Source organism: Metabacillus sp. 22489 (assembly GCF_052044855.1).
Lineage (GTDB): Bacteria > Bacillota > Bacilli > Bacillales > Bacillaceae > Metabacillus > Metabacillus niabensis.
The window spans coordinates 75,783-91,798 of sequence record NZ_JBQENT010000017.1 but is presented as its reverse complement, the minus strand read 5'-3'; the positions used below and the strand labels follow the sequence as shown (position 1 = coordinate 91,798).

The 16,016-nt window shown below is 35.9% G+C and carries 11 protein-coding genes; 6 read left to right on the top strand and 5 right to left on the bottom strand.

Annotation, left to right across the window (positions count from 1 at the left end):
• Positions 1–150: 150 nt before the first annotated feature.
• From purU to ACTJJ9_RS12185, 4 genes are all read right to left on the bottom strand, one after another.
• Entirely contained in the window at positions 151–1,050 is a 900-nt protein-coding gene (gene purU / locus ACTJJ9_RS12200; RefSeq protein ID WP_095300325.1) for a formyltetrahydrofolate deformylase, read from the bottom strand.
• Between the two features lie 73 nt (positions 1,051–1,123).
• Complete coding sequence (locus ACTJJ9_RS12195; protein ID WP_095300372.1) at positions 1,124–1,573, bottom strand: threonine/serine exporter family protein; 450 nt, start codon at positions 1,571–1,573, stop codon at positions 1,124–1,126.
• An 11-nt stretch (positions 1,574–1,584) separates the two neighbouring features.
• Positions 1,585–2,340 (bottom strand): threonine/serine exporter family protein, encoded by a 756-nt coding sequence (locus ACTJJ9_RS12190; RefSeq protein WP_095300327.1) that lies wholly within the window; start codon positions 2,338–2,340, stop codon positions 1,585–1,587.
• 74 nt (positions 2,341–2,414) lie between these two features.
• On the bottom strand, positions 2,415–3,551 hold the full coding sequence (locus tag ACTJJ9_RS12185; RefSeq protein ID WP_145584006.1) for an SEC-C metal-binding domain-containing protein: 1,137 nt from the start codon (positions 3,549–3,551) through the stop codon (positions 2,415–2,417).
• Between the two features lie 283 nt (positions 3,552–3,834).
• Between ACTJJ9_RS12185 and treP the strand changes: the two genes are divergently transcribed.
• The 6 genes from treP to ACTJJ9_RS12155 all read left to right on the top strand — a co-directional run bounded on the left by treP (position 3,835) and on the right by ACTJJ9_RS12155 (position 12,848).
• Positions 3,835–5,235, top strand: coding sequence for a PTS system trehalose-specific EIIBC component (gene treP / locus ACTJJ9_RS12180; protein WP_145584004.1), 1,401 nt, complete (start codon positions 3,835–3,837; stop codon positions 5,233–5,235).
• 150 nt (positions 5,236–5,385) lie between these two features.
• The gene (locus ACTJJ9_RS12175) at positions 5,386–7,065 is read left to right on the top strand and encodes a glycoside hydrolase family 13 protein (RefSeq protein ID WP_145584002.1); all 1,680 of its coding nucleotides are present in this window, start codon (positions 5,386–5,388) and stop codon (positions 7,063–7,065) included.
• Between the two features lie 157 nt (positions 7,066–7,222).
• Positions 7,223–8,911: an alpha,alpha-phosphotrehalase gene (gene treC, locus ACTJJ9_RS12170; protein ID WP_145584000.1), complete on the top strand. Its 1,689-nt coding sequence runs from the start codon at positions 7,223–7,225 to the stop codon at positions 8,909–8,911.
• Positions 8,912–9,030: 119 nt separating this feature from the next.
• Positions 9,031–9,747 (top strand): trehalose operon repressor, encoded by a 717-nt coding sequence (gene treR / locus ACTJJ9_RS12165; protein WP_145583998.1) that lies wholly within the window; start codon positions 9,031–9,033, stop codon positions 9,745–9,747.
• A 109-nt stretch (positions 9,748–9,856) separates the two neighbouring features.
• Positions 9,857–11,095, top strand: coding sequence for a peptidase T (pepT, locus tag ACTJJ9_RS12160; protein ID WP_145584008.1), 1,239 nt, complete (start codon positions 9,857–9,859; stop codon positions 11,093–11,095).
• A 589-nt stretch (positions 11,096–11,684) separates the two neighbouring features.
• Positions 11,685–12,848 (top strand): response regulator, encoded by a 1,164-nt coding sequence (locus ACTJJ9_RS12155; protein ID WP_145583995.1) that lies wholly within the window; start codon positions 11,685–11,687, stop codon positions 12,846–12,848.
• Positions 12,849–12,892: 44 nt separating this feature from the next.
• Here ACTJJ9_RS12155 and ACTJJ9_RS12150 read toward each other — a convergent pair whose 3' ends face one another.
• Positions 12,893–15,949, bottom strand: a complete 3,057-nt coding sequence (locus ACTJJ9_RS12150; RefSeq protein ID WP_440768671.1) for an ATP-binding protein — start codon at positions 15,947–15,949, stop codon at positions 12,893–12,895.
• Positions 15,950–16,016: the final 67 nt, after the last annotated feature.

Genomic DNA, 16,016 nt, shown 5'->3' with positions numbered 1-16,016 from the left:
TAAAGTGGTCGGGAAACCAACTTTATCCTACCATGTGAAGTGAGGTTTTTTAATACCTAATACCACGCTTGAAGCTCTTTAGAACCCCCAGCATAGCAGGGGGTTTTCGAAACCACAAATAAAAAATCCCCTTTATAAAGGGGATTAAAATTAAAACACGATTGTCTTATTTTGATGAACAATAATCCGGTCTTCTAGGTGCCACTTCACAGCCCGCGCTAAAACACTTCGCTCTACGGAACGGCCAATCTTTTTAAGGGAATCAACATTATCGCGATGATCAACTCGACTTATATCCTGTTCAATAATTGGGCCTTCATCAAGATCATTTGTAACATAATGAGATGTTGCCCCAATTAATTTCACACCACGGCCATAGGCGCGCTCATATGGTCTTGCCCCGATAAAGGCAGGTAAGAATGAATGGTGAATGTTAATAATTTTATTCGGATTTTCTGCAACAAATTTTGGTGTTAAAATTTGCATATAACGCGCGAGAACAATGACATCGATCTCATACTCTTTAAGCAATTGCAGTTGTTTCTCTTCGACTTGCTCTCGGATATCTTTGTTAGCTGGGATGTAATAGAATGGAATATTTAATCCTTCTACAACATCTCTCGCTTCTTCATGGTTACTGATGACAAGTGCAATATCTGCCATTAAATCGCCACTTTGCCATTCCCATAAAAGCTCTAACAAACAATGAAGCTCTTTTGATACGAAGATCGCTGCCTTTTTTATTTGATAAACATGTGTTAATTTCCATTCCATATCAAATTGACTCGCAATCTCTGTAAATTGCTCTTCAATTTCCTTTGCTTTATCCTTTAATCCTGGACATTCAAATTCAATGCGAATAAAAAACATGCCGTTCTCTGGATTTGTTGAATACTGACTTGATTCAATAATATTTGCATTATGTGAAAATAAAAACTTAGAAATTGCTGCAACAATACCTGGCTGGTCTGGACAACTAACTAATAAGCGTCCACGATTTTTATTTTTTTCTTGAAACAATTCAATCTGATTGTTAATAAATGTATTCATTTAAATAACCTCTCTACTTGTAATTACATCAGTCTATTATACAATAGTGACATCCGCTTTTTAAGATGATTTACTAATTATTTACGATTCTCTTCATTGTTGCCTTACGATAAATTTGATTTAGTACTTCTGAAAGCACCAACCCAATCGCGATTGAGCCAGAAATCATAAACGCCTCTGCAGCAAGGGAAATCGCTGTATTATAATCATTTTCTACAACTCTTCTCATCGCATCATAAGCTAAACCACCTGGTACAAGAGGAATAATTCCCGATACGTTAAAAATAATCACTGGGGTTTTATATCGCTTTGCAAAGTATTGACTAATGACCCCGATAATAAACGAAGCAAGGACAGAAGCAAATACACTATCTCCGGAGTATTCAAAAAGGATAACATAGATTACCCAACCAATCATTCCAGCAAAACCACATTTAAATAACGATTTAATAGGGGCATTAAAAATCACACCGAATGCAGCTGAAGCTATAAAACTTGTAATAATTTGTTCAACTAGTATGATAAATCCCCCCCCTAATAGATTGAAAATACAACCGCAACACCTGCACCAATTGCAAAGGCAGTTAAAAACGCCTCAGCACCTTTTGATATCCCTGACACTAAATGACCTGCCATTAAATCTCTTACAGCATTTGTTATTAATAATCCAGGTACTAAGGGCATTACCGATGCAATGATGATTTTATCCAGTTCCACACCTAAATTTGTCTCGATAAATAGCACTGACAAAAGACCGATCAATAAAGCTGCAAGAAATTCAGCGAAAAATTTCACTTCAACTAAGCGATGAAGATAAATTAAACTCGTAAAGCCGATTCCACCTGTAATAATTGCAGGTATAACATCTATCCAACCGCCTTTAAACATAATTAAAAAGCAGCCACTCGCAATCGATGCAGCGATAATTTGGATCGAAATTGGATATGCATGAGGGTCTCTTTCAACCTCCTTTAACTGTGAAAGAGCCTCTTCGACGGTAAGTTCACCACTGCTAATTAATCTTGAGATATTATTAACTTTAGCTACCTTTTGTAAATCTGTTGAACGATCAACGATTCTCACTAGCTCTGTCACATTCTCGCGCTCAACCGAAAATATAATTCCAGTTGGGGTGACATAGCTATGAGAATGCTCGATTCCATATGCAGCCGCAATCCGCATCATCGTATCTTCGACACGGTATGTTTCAGCTCCACTTCGTAACATAATTTTCCCTGCAAGTAAACTTACATCAATAATATCAAAAATTTGTTCTTGTTTACTATCCACTACATTCACTCCATACTAAAGAGTCTATATAGAGTTTAAATAAGAAGTACGTTTTAAGCAAATAAAGATAGCACTTATAGACAGCATTTCTTATACTTCTTCCCACTACCGCATGGGCACGGGTCATTTCTTCCAACCTTTTCAACGTTTACTGACAGTTCAGCAATATCATTTGGAGCATTTCTTTCTTCCTCTATCGTTTCTACCCATTCATCAAAAAGAGGGTGACTGGTACCAATCAATTTATAGTAGCTATATGCTAATTCTGCAAGACTATAGTAAAAGGTAACGGGTCTTTTACTTACATAGTCATTTATTTCTGGTTCTGCCTTCGGACTTACATGATGGGCGAGGGCTTCAATAATCATCTCTTTATTTTCATCATCCTCTACTTGATGGTAAGCCTTTCGCAAAACATCTACTGCATAATCCGACTTAATATTTTCGACGATAGAGGTTGCATATAGATAAGACTCTTCCTTTAGTAAATAAGGGGATACCGCATCAACAACTTCATCTGATTGAAGAGAAATTAAGGCTGCAGCAACTTCCTCTAGCAAAACGTCATCATCTCGGACAAGTAACGGAACCAATTGCGTAATAAATCCTTCACTTTTTATTAAGCCGATCATATAGATTGCTAATTTTCCATCATAATCAAACCACTGCTTTTTAATATTTCCCTCAACTGACTTTGCAATTTCCGCTTCTGTTATCCAATTGTTCTCTACTAAAGTAAGGGCAATTTTTTTTGCCAGCTTATATAAAACTCCATCGAATGCTTGCCCTGCCTCCAGCTTAATAAGAATATTGGCATATTCCCTCTTTACATCTTCCCTCGTTCCGTTTACTAGCAAATCAAACAACTGCCACTCATCTTTAGAAAAATACGGCTCTAAAGCATCCTTGTTTTTCAAAATTATTTTGGGATTAAGCTCCTTTAATAATTGAATATACAATTGTCGGTATTCACTTGATGATTGGTGGATGCCATCAGTTAATAAGTGAACAAGCTCTTCATGATTCGGATCAATCGATAGGTACAATAAAATAGTCGCCTGTTTTTCCTCATTTTGATTAGCTTCCTTGATTAACAATTCAATTGTTTTTTTATCTGTTTTTGAATAATCGTGAAGTGCATGCAAAATGAATTCTTGAACAACAGCATCTTTCGTATTTAAAAATGGGGTAATTCTTTCTAAAAAGGTCATCTTATATCTTCTCCATCATTTTTTATTTCCTATCTCTGTTTTACCATTTGTATCTTTTTGAAACAATAAGACACTACTAATACTAGTTAAGTTTTACCGATTGGCTACCATTCGCCATAATTAGGTAATTGAAAACGCATTAATTTTCGTTGACAACTTGTATATACAGATATAAGATAACATCATAACATGTATATACATGTTAGTCGTCTCTAGCATAGTATGAAAACGCTCTAATAATTAATTTTACGATTTAACATCTATCAATATAGGAGGAAAAACCATGAATGTTGATAAAAAACAAGTTAGTCAAATTATTGACGCCATTGGTGGAAAAGACAATATATCAGCAGCAACGCACTGTGTTACACGCTTGCGTTTTGCTTTAGTCGATGAAGGAAAGGTTGATAAAGAAGCTCTAGAAGCAATCGATCTTGTAAAAGGATTCTTCTCAACGAATGGGCAGTTTCAAGTTGTTATCGGCCAAGGAACCGTTGATAAGGTCTATAAGGAAATGGTTCATCAAACAGGTGTAGGGGAAGCATCTAAGGAAGACGTGAAAAAAGCGTCTGAACAACATTTAAATCCTTTGCAACGTGCAATTAAAACATTAGCAGATATTTTTATCCCGATTTTACCTGCAATCGTAACAGCCGGTTTATTAATGGGGATTAATAATTTATTAACAGGACCAGGCATTTTCTTTGAACAATCAATTGTTGAGAAATATCCTCAATGGGCCGATGTTGCCAGCATTATCAACTTAATTGCCAACACAGCATTTACATTTTTACCAGGTCTTGTTGGTTGGTCTGCAGTGAACCGCTTTGGGGGAAGCCCATTATTCGGGATCGTTTTAGGCTTAATGCTCGTTCACCCAGATCTTTTAAACGCATGGGGTTACGGGGCAGCTGAGGAAATTCCAACTTGGAACCTATTTGGATTAGAGGTTCAAAAGGTTGGTTATCAAGGACAAGTTTTACCAGTGTTAGTGGCAGCTTATGTATTAGCTAAGCTCGAAAAATGGTTAAGAAGCAAAATTGCTGATTCATTCCAGCTTTTATTAGTTGCACCAATAGCTTTATTAGTAACAGGACTCATCTCATTTATCGCGATTGGACCAATTACATTTGCAGTTGGTAACGTCATCACAGATGCTGTAGTAAATATTTTTGAATTTGCGCCAATTATTGGTGGTCTCATTTATGGTGGCTTGTATGCTCCGCTCGTTATTACAGGTATGCACCATACCTTCCTAGCAGTCGATTTACAATTAATCGGTAGCACTGGCGGCACATTCCTATGGCCAATGGTTGCATTATCAAATATTGCCCAAGGAACAGCAGCACTTGCAATGATGTTTATCCTAAAGGACGAAAAACTAAAAAGTTTATCCGTTACTTCAGCAGTATCTGCTTATTTAGGGGTTACAGAGCCAGCGATGTTCGGTGTGAATTTACGTTTTAGATATGCATTTATTTCAGCTATTATCGGATCTGCCCTTGCTGGTGCATTTATTTCCGTTCAAGCTGTAAAAGCACCATCTGTTGGTGTTGGTGGTCTTCCTGCATTCTTATCGATTTTCCCACAAAACTGGGGAGCATTCTTTATCGGCATGGCCATTGTTATTATCGTTCCTTTTGTACTCACACTATTTTTCGGTAAAATCCGTAAACAAAAATAATAGAATAAACCAACTTTTACGATACCATCACGCCAGACTAGGCAATGATGGTATCGTATCTTCGTTTTTACATATGAAAAGCAGTTAGGCGATTATAGCTTACACAAATTAAACTACCAAAAATATCACTCAACTAGGGGTTGTTACTTCATGAATAAAGCATGGTGGAAGGAAAGTGTCGTCTATCAAATTTATCCTCGAAGTTTTATGGACAGCAATGGAGATGGAATAGGGGACTTACAAGGGATTATTTCAAAGCTTGATTATATAAAGAATTTGGGCATTGATGTCATTTGGTTATCGCCTGTATACAAATCACCAAATGATGATAATGGCTATGATATTAGTGATTATCAAGATATAATGGATGATTTCGGAACAATGGCTGACTGGGAACAGCTTTTAGTAGAGGTTCATGAGCGCGGCATGAAGCTCATTATGGACTTAGTTGTCAATCACAGCTCTGATGAACATCCTTGGTTTTTGGAAGCAAGGCAGTCGAAAGACAGCAAATATCGTGATTACTATATTTGGCAAAAAGGGAAAAATGGAAAAGAACCATCCAATTGGTATTCAAACTTTGGTGGCTCTGCTTGGGAATACGATGAAGCAACTGACGAATATTATTTGCATCTTTTCTCAAAAAAACAGCCTGATTTAAATTGGCGTAATCCATCTCTTCGCAAAGAGATTTATAACATGATGATATGGTGGCTTGAAAAGGGGATTGACGGCTTTCGAATGGATGTCATCAACTTCATCTCAAAGCCGGAGAATTTTGAGGATGGAGATTTAAAGCCGGGAAAAAAACATGCATCAGGTAGTAAATTTTACCGGAATGGACCGCATATTCATGATTACTTACAAGAAATGAACCGTGAAGTTCTTTCTCATTATGATGTCATGACAGTTGGAGAAATGCCAGGAGTGACACCTGAACTAGCCAAGCTATATACAAGTGAAGATCGCAAAGAATTAAATATGGTTTTTCAGTTTGAGCATATGGGTCTTGATAATGGAGAAAATGGGAAGTGGGATTTAAAACCATTAAAATTAGCTAATTTAAAGGCTAACTTATCAAAATGGCAGCTTGCCCTTGAAGATACTGGCTGGAATAGTCTTTATTTCAATAATCATGATCAGCCACGCTCTGTTTCTCGCTTTGGAAATGACAAGAAATACCGTGTTGAATCTGCAAAAATGCTTGCAACATTGCTTCACATGATGAAGGGTACCCCTTATGTTTATCAAGGAGAAGAAATTGGGATGACCAATATTCGCTTCGATTCCATTGATGACTATCGTGATATCGAAATCATTAATATGTATAAGGAGCAAACAGAAGCAGGGATTCCCCATCGGCAAATTATGGAAAGTATCTATGCGAAAGGGCGGGATAACTCACGCACACCAATGCAATGGGATGCTAGTCCAAATGCAGGCTTTACAACTGGTACACCTTGGCTAAAGGTCAATCAAAATTATATTGAAATCAATGCAGAAGCAGAAATATCTAACGCTAACTCTATTTATCATTATTATCGTAAGCTCATTCAGCTTAGAAAAAAGTATGACGTTATCGTATACGGAAAATATGAGCTACTTTTACCTGAGCATCAAGAAATTTTTGCTTACACACGAACACTTGGTGACGAAAAGCTACTTGTCATTTGCAATTTCTATGAAGGGCAGCCAATGTTCGAATTACCTGGACATATTACCTATCAATCAGCAGAACTATTAATTAGTAATTATCCAGAAAAGCTAACACATGAGCTAGAATCAATTCAATTAAGGCCTTACGATGCAAGTGTCTTTTTACTTAAATAATGGCTAGATAAAAGCTTACAGTTACACAGGGCATAAGACTCCAGACTAAATTATAACGAGTCAGATACAACTAACTGTTAAGGGGATTCTTAACAGTCTACAAGAATCAAACAGACAGGTTTAACAGAGCCTATAAAAATAACAGGTGGTGGAAGAAATGAAACAACAACCATGGTGGAAGAAAGCTGTTGTTTATCAAATTTATCCGAAAAGCTTTCATGATACACAAGGAAATGGAGTAGGGGATATTCAAGGTATTATTGAAAAACTTGATTACTTGAAAAATCTCGGTGTTGATGTCATTTGGCTAACACCAATTTATAAATCCCCGCAGCGTGACAACGGATATGATATAAGTGACTATTATTCAATCCAGGAAGAGTACGGTACAATGGAGGATTTTGACCGTTTAGTTACAGAGGGGCATAAGCGCGGTCTTAAAATCATTATGGACATTGTCGTGAATCATACTTCAACAGAGCATGAATGGTTTAAACAGGCCGCATCCTCGAAGGAAAATCGTTATCGCGACTTTTATATATGGAAGGATCCAAAAGAAGATGGCTCGGTCCCAACGAACTGGATTTCAAAGTTTGGGGGACCTGCCTGGGAATTTGATGAAAAGACAGGGCAATATTATCTTCATCTCTTTGATGTCACACAAGCAGATTTAAACTGGGAAAATGAAGAACTTCGTCAGGAAGTCTACAGAATGATGAATTTTTGGTTTGATAAAGGTGTTGATGGCTTCCGCTTAGATGTTATAAATCTAATTTCAAAAAATCAAGATTTCCCTGATGATGATGGGTCTGTTCCACCAGGTGATGGAAGAAAGTTTTATACAGATGGTCCACGTGTACACGAATTTATCCACGAAATGAACAAGAAAGTGTTTTCAAAGCACAATAGTATGACTGTTGGCGAAATGTCATCGACAACGATTGATCATTGTATTAAATACTCAAATCCTAGCCGTAACGAGCTTAGTATGACGTTTAATTTCCATCACTTAAAAGTCGACTATCCTAACGGTGAAAAATGGGCGCTCGGTGAGATGGATTTTCATGCATTAAAAAACATTCTGTCAACATGGCAAACAGAGATGAACAAAGGTGGTGGATGGAATGCACTGTTTTGGTGTAATCATGATCAACCGAGAATTGTATCGAGATATGGAAATGATGGTGAATACCACATTCAATCGGCAAAAATGCTTGCAACGACCATTCATATGATGCAAGGAACACCATATATATACCAAGGTGAGGAATTTGGAATGACTGATCCAAAATTTACTTCTATCGAGCAATACCGTGATGTTGAATCCATTAATATGTACAATATTCTAAAGGAAAAGGGTATGCCTGAAGCAGAGGTATTAGAGATTTTAAGACTTAAATCCCGAGATAACTCTCGTACACCTGTTCAGTGGAATGATTCAGAGCATGCTGGATTCACTACAGGTACACCTTGGATTGAGGTTGCAAGCAATTATAAAGAGATCAATGCTGAACGTGCCATCAAAGATCCAAATTCTATTTTTTATCATTATAAAAAGTTAATTTCCTTACGCAAGGAATATGACATTATTACCGATGGAGATTATGAATTACTGCTAGAGGATGATGAGCAAATCTTTGCATATATTCGTTCAACTAACACTGAAAAGCTTTTAGTAGTAAATAACTTTTATAATCAGCCAACTGTATTTCAATTACCTGAACATATTGATGTGAATGATTTCTCAAGGGAGCAATTGATTTCAAATTACTCAGATTCAGTCAATACATTTGAGAACATGGAGCTTCGACCATATGAATCAGTCGTCTATTATTTAAAGAAATAAGCAGACAATTTACAGCAGTACACCCTTATGCTTGTTCATGGTAAGATGAAGTAAGACTTTTCTAAGAAAGGTTTTACTTAGGAGCTTTTTTGCCCTAATAGATAAGAGCGGTGATAAGGATGAAAACAAATAAATATCTTGCCATCTACAAGGAATGGACAGAAAAAATAAAATCAGGCGAGGTTAAAGCAGGGGAAGCAATTCCCTCTGAAAATGACTTAGCTCTCACATATGAAACAAGCCGAGAAACGATTCGAAAAGCATTGAATCTATTAGCTCAAAATGGCTTTATCCAAAAAATTCGCGGCAAGGGATCGATTGTGCTTGATGTACAAAAAATGAGCTTTCCAATTTCCGGACTAGTGAGCTTTAAAGAAATTTCAAAAACGTTCCATTCCGAAGCTAAAACTACTGTACATGATTTTGGCTTAATCAAGCCTAATCCATTTTTAAAACAGCAATTACAGACTTCGAGTAAGGATGAAATTTGGAAGGTTATTCGCTCTCGAACAATTGGAGGAGAACGAATTATTTTAGACAAGGACTACTTTCTAAAAAAGTATGTTCCAACGTTAACAAAGCAAATTTGTGAAGGCTCTATTTATGATTATTTAGAAAACGAAATTAAGCTTAAGATTAGCTTTGCAAAAAAGGAAATCGTAGTAGAGGAATGCACAAGTGAGGATCGAGAGCACCTTGATTTAGAAGGCTTTTCACATATTGTCGTTGTTAAAAATTATGTTTATTTAGAAAATGCCTGCCTTTTTCAATATACAGAATCACGCCATCGTCTTGATAAATTCCGTTTTGTTGATTTTGCAAGACGTGGTGTTTAATCCTCATATCTAACCACCTGTGAATGCTCACACAGGTGGTTATTTCTCTCTATCTCATGATATGATTTATTTTGATACTAATAACAATAAATGAGGGAAGGAAATGACGATGAAATCTGAAATCATTGAACGGTTTACCCGCTATGTCAAAGTAGATACACAATCAAATGAAAATAACGAAGCCTGTCCTTCAACACCTGGTCAACTGACACTTGCTAACATGCTTGTTGAAGAATTAAAGCAAATTGGAATGAAAGATGTCACCATCGATGAAAATGGCTATGTCATGGCAACATTACCAGCTAATACTGATAAAAAGCTTCCTACGATTGGCTTTTTAGCTCACGTTGATACAGCAACAGATTTTACTGGTCATGATGTTAAACCACAGATTGTTGAAAATTATGATGGGAATGACATCACATTAAATCAAGCATTACATATCGTTATGTCACCAAAGACTTTTCCAAATTTAAAAAACTATGTAGGACATACGTTAATTACGACAGATGGAACAACCCTTTTAGGGGCAGATAATAAAGCAGGCATTGCTGAAATCATGACGGCAATGGCTTATCTTATTGAAAATCCGAATATAAAGCATGGTAACATCCGTGTTGCATTTACACCTGATGAGGAAATTGGCAGGGGTCCGCATAAATTTGATGTTGCAGCTTTTAATGCAGATTTTGCGTATACCGTTGATGGGGGACCATTAGGTGAGCTTCAATACGAAAGCTTTAATGCTGCTGCAGCTAAAATCACATGTAAAGGGACAAATGTTCATCCCGGAACTGCAAAGGATAAAATGATCAACTCTGCAAAAATCGCCATGGCATTTCATCATAAGCTCCCAGAAATGGAAGCACCTGAATATACAGAAGGTTATGAAGGTTTCTACCATTTACTATCAATTGATGGAGATGTTGAGGAAACAAAGCTCCATTACATTATTCGCGATTTTGATAAACAGAAGTTTGAAGAGCGTAAAAATAAAGTGATTTCCATCATTAATGAGCTTAAAGATATCTATGGTCAGGATGCAATTAGTCTTGAGTTAAATGACCAATATTATAATATGAGAGATAAGATTGAACCTGTGAAATATATTGTCGATATCGCTCATCAAGCAATGGAAAACTTAAGTATTAAGCCAATAGTTGAACCGATTCGCGGCGGTACAGACGGCTCACAGCTATCATATATGGGGTTACCAACACCGAATATTTTCACAGGTGGGGAGAACTTCCACGGAAAATATGAATTTATTTCTGTAGAAAATATGATAAAAGCGACGCAAACGATTGTTGAAATTATTTCGTTGTTTGAAGAAAGAGAGCAACAATAGTAAGTTAATAAAGAGAGTGACTCAAAACCAAAGGTTCAGACCCCTCAAGCACAATATAGACCAATAACGAGGTTAGTGTACTATATACCGGTGTTTGTTGGAGGGGTCAGGCCCTTTTGAATCAACCTTCACCATTAATTATTATCATATTTATCCTTCATAGCATCGCCTTTATCTTCACTTTATTCCTTTAAATTCTTTCCTTCGGCTTTTACTGAATCTTTAACTCTTTATACCTATCACATAAAGAACTTCAGAACCACTTAGTAAAAAGGTCATATTTCTTACTAGGAACGTTTGAAAGACTACACCTATTTTGAAGGTTAGTGTACAAAACGACAAAAAACACTTAAAATCCCTTCCAAAAACGTATAAAATAGATATAATGTATTATTTTTTAGAACGTTACTTTTCGCTTACTCTTTTTACAAATACCTATACTTATCCTCTGTATAGGTTAGAAATAAATCGAAAAGAACGAAAAATAAAATAGGATATTGTATCTAATTCTATTAATTATTGTTTGGAACATTCACCGTTCATCCGCGACTAATCATTGCCATTTTTATATGATAGAGGGGGATATATCATGAAAATAATTTTAATAGATGATGAAATCCTTGCACTCGCATATCTAGAGCAGCAGTTTAAAAGGATTCCAGATGTAAATATTATTGGGAAATTTACCGATCCTCAAGAAGGAAAGCTATATATCCTTCACCATGATGTTGATGTTGTATTCTTAGACATCCATCTCCCTGGGATAAATGGAATTGAATTAGCGGAACAAATTTTGGAGGAGAAGCCAAAATTAAATGTAGTATTTGTCTCTGCACATGATTATTATGCGATTAAAGCCTTTGATTTAAATGCTCTTGATTACGTCTTAAAGCCAGTAAGTAATGACCGTTTGTTAAATACCATTCAGCGGCTAAAAGAAAGAATTAAGATGAACGATCAAAGTATACCGATAGCAGATCCTAATCTTCATATACAATTGTTTGGTCAATTAACAATCGGGTTTGAAAATCATTCTAGTCTACCGATCCGTTGGCGAACGTCAAAGGTACAGGAACTATTTTTATATTTGATGCAGCATCGCACTCAGCTAGTACGTAAGGCAACACTTATTGAATTGCTTTGGCCTACTTATGAACAAAGCAAAGCGTATTCACAATTGTATACTGCCATTTATCATATTCGAAAAACATTAGAACCATATGGAAATCACTTTAACATTTCGAATACTAATGACGGTTATATTTTTAATATGGAAAATGTATTTGTTGATGTAGATAAGTGGGAGCATGAATTACAAACAGATATGCTAGTAAACCGTGAAACATTCAACAAATATGAGCACCTTCTTACTCTTTATAAAGGGGATTATTTAGAAGACTATGATTATTTATGGGCGGAAAATGAACGCCATAGATTAAAGGTATTATGGCTTCAACTTTCATTTAAGTTAGCTGAATGGTACACCTCTTCAAATCTCGTTCAAAAGGCAGTTACTTTATATCATTCAATATGTCAACGACAGCCCGAAGCTGAGATGGCACATTTTGAACTAATGAAAATATTCGCTGAAACAAATAATCACTTAGCTGTTCACAAGCAATATAAACTATTAAAAAATATCCTTCAAGAAGAATTAAGTGTAAAGCCTAGTTCATATATAACTGAATGGTATCTTCAATGGAGACAAAAAAAGGGAACAAATAAAAATGCTCTAACTTCTCAAACTATGTGACCCGTTAAGGTGTCACATAGTGAAGAAATTAGAACATTTAACTATCATCTATTCTTCGGTATTTTAAACGAAACAACAGTTCCTTTTTTTTGAGAGCTTTCAATTTTTAATCCTTGTCCATACAATTGCTTTAAGCGATGATTTGTATTTAACAGACCGATTCCTCTCGTTTGCTCTGTTTCACTATCCAACAGATTACTAAGCTTGTCCTCATCCATTCCAATCCCGTTATCTATAATAAATACCTCAACAAATTCAACAAGCTCTTTTATTCTAACTGTAATGGTTCCACCGTTCGGTTGTTGCAATATACCATGTCTAACGGCATTTTCCACTAGTGTTTGGATGGAAAGTGGTGGGATTGATATATCGATATCTGTATCTATCTCCCACACAATATTGAGTCTATCCCCAAATCGTTCCTTTTCAATGTGTAAATAAGAGCGAACTAATGATAGCTCACGTTCAAGCTTCACCACATGCTCATGGCTTTGATAATCGAAGCTCGTCCGTAAGTAATTGCTAAACTCTATCAATAAATCTTGCATTCTCGGAATATCAATTGTCCCAAGAGCTGCAATTGAATTTAATGTGTTAAATAAAAAATGTGGACGAATTTGAGCCTGTAACCATGCAGCTTCTACTTGTAAATGCCTTTCAACAGATTGTTTTAAATCCGTAAGGGCGCGAACACGAGACTTTAGCTCCCAAGAATCGACTGGCTTTGTTACATAATCATTTGCTCCTGAACGGAAACCAGCTACAATATCCTCAGAACGATTTCGTGCTGTTAACAGTAATACTGGTAATTCTGATATCGTAAACCTCTCTCGTATCATACGGGTGAATTCATAACCAGACACATGTGGCATCATTACATCAGATATAACGAGATCAAAGCGGCTTCCTTCAAGGATTTTAATTGCTTCAGATACGCTTGTAGCTGTCGTTAATTCATAGGATGTACCAAGCATTTTAACTAATATATTGATATTTACATAATCATCATCAACAACCAAGACTTTAGGATTATGACTAAATGATTTATTGACCTCAGTTTCTTTATGCAAAGTAGAACGACTATGTTCAGCTTGAAGGCTAGTCGCAACCTCCTCTTGCACTGCAACTGGTAAATCTGTCACTTCACCACATAATGGTAAAGTAAAGTAGAACACAGAGCCAGAGTTTTGCGTTGATTTTACTTTAATTATCCCACCATGAAGCTCAACTAATTGCTTACAAATGCTTAAGCCGAGTCCAAAGCCAGTACCTGCTTTTGTTAAATGCGAGTTAACCTGTTCATAAGGTTCAAATATAACCTTCTGCATTTCTTCCTTAATTCCTATACCCGTATCAGCAACCTCAATCCTAGCCATTTCATTTTCTACAATTGCCCGAACAGATATCTCTCCTTCTTCCGTATATTTAATTGCATTATGAAGCAAGTTAAATAAAATTTGAATCAGTCTGTTCTCATCTGCTTTGACTGCAGGAAAGGTATCCTCTATGTCAACTTTGATTTTAATTGGCTTTCCCTCTAACATAAACCTTAACATTTCAACAACACCAGTAACGACTGATTGGATTCGAACACTTTTTATTTCTAGCTGAATCGTTTCTTCCTTCAATCTTGTTACATCTAGCAAATCATTGAGCATCATTGACATTCGTCTACCAACGGAAATTAACAACTCAAGATTGTTCCTCTGCTCTTCATTCGGAGGATTATTTTTATCATCTAAAACTGATTGAGTAATATTGATGATACCATGAAGTGGATTCCTTAATTCGTGTGACGTGTTCACTAAGAATTCATCTTTCCGTTTATTTTGTAATTTAAGCTTTTCAGTAAGTTGAATCGACTTATTAGTTGTTCGAAAAAATGTTTTAAACCAATACGCAGTAAAGCAGAGCAATGTGATGATTAAATCAAATGGGTAATGCATTAACTCTAAAGATAACCGCGATTCTATAATTGCCCAAAGAATATTGATTCCGATGCTATAGCATGCTAAGAGTAAAAAAATGATATCCCTTTTCTCCTTTATTGCCCTTTGTAGTATTACTGTTGAGATAATGACGAATAGGCAAAGGGTCGTTGAAAGAAATACTTTAGATGTTTGTAAAATATAAGTTGATGGAGAAAACAAGATGAATAAACAATAAAATATACAATATCCGGTAAAATATTGAACCATTCGGAATTTGCCATATTCAGGGAACAACTGTTTAAACACTTGTGGAATAAATGCTGCGACACCAATATAGGACCAAAATACAATTTTTATTGACCATTCATATTTAAAAGGTATCAATTGGTATAGCAGTTTATCATCACTTGTTAAAACGCTAATCGTTGCACAAAAAATAACCATAGAAAAATAGAATAAGAGCGATTTACGATAACCTAGGAAATAAAGAAGTACTGCATAAAATATGTGTAACAAAAGAACAACACATAATAAAAGCTGTAAGCCCTTTGAAAGAAGGCTTTGAGTTTTAATTGCTTCTAAGGGACCAAAGCGAACTTGCTCTGTGATTCCTCCTTCGCCAAAATGGTTTGAAACCTGTATGATTAAATCTATCTCCCGCGCACCGGACGGAATAGCTACCGAATATGGATAATATCTAGCCTCATATTGATCCTGCTTGCTAGATGGACTACCTAATCCTCCTATTAATCTACCATTTATATAAATTGCTGAAGCCTTCCGAATTTCATTAAATTGTAGTCCTAACGCCTTCTTTTCCGACTGATCGACTAATATCTTTATCCGATATGTACCGTAATGGAAAGATTTCGTATCGCCTTTAAATACATCCTTCCAATTACTCGGAACATGAATAAGTTCTGGTTTAGTCGTAGCTGTCGTTTCCTTTCCTTCTAGTAATTGAGAAGGGTAGAACTCCCATTCTCCACGTAAAGTAAATGTTTGATTTTTTGGTATATCCCAGTTTCTTAAATCTAGAACTCCATTTTCAATCTTAGGTGGATTAGGCTGGTCCATTTTCGATAAAAAACCATACCATGTTAATCGAATTGCAGTTATTGTAATAAGAAAAAGGATACTAATAATGATTATTTTCTTTTTTGACATCATATCTATATGATATCAAAATCAATAACTTCATTCATGTCTTGATTTAAAAAGTATTAATGCTGACTAC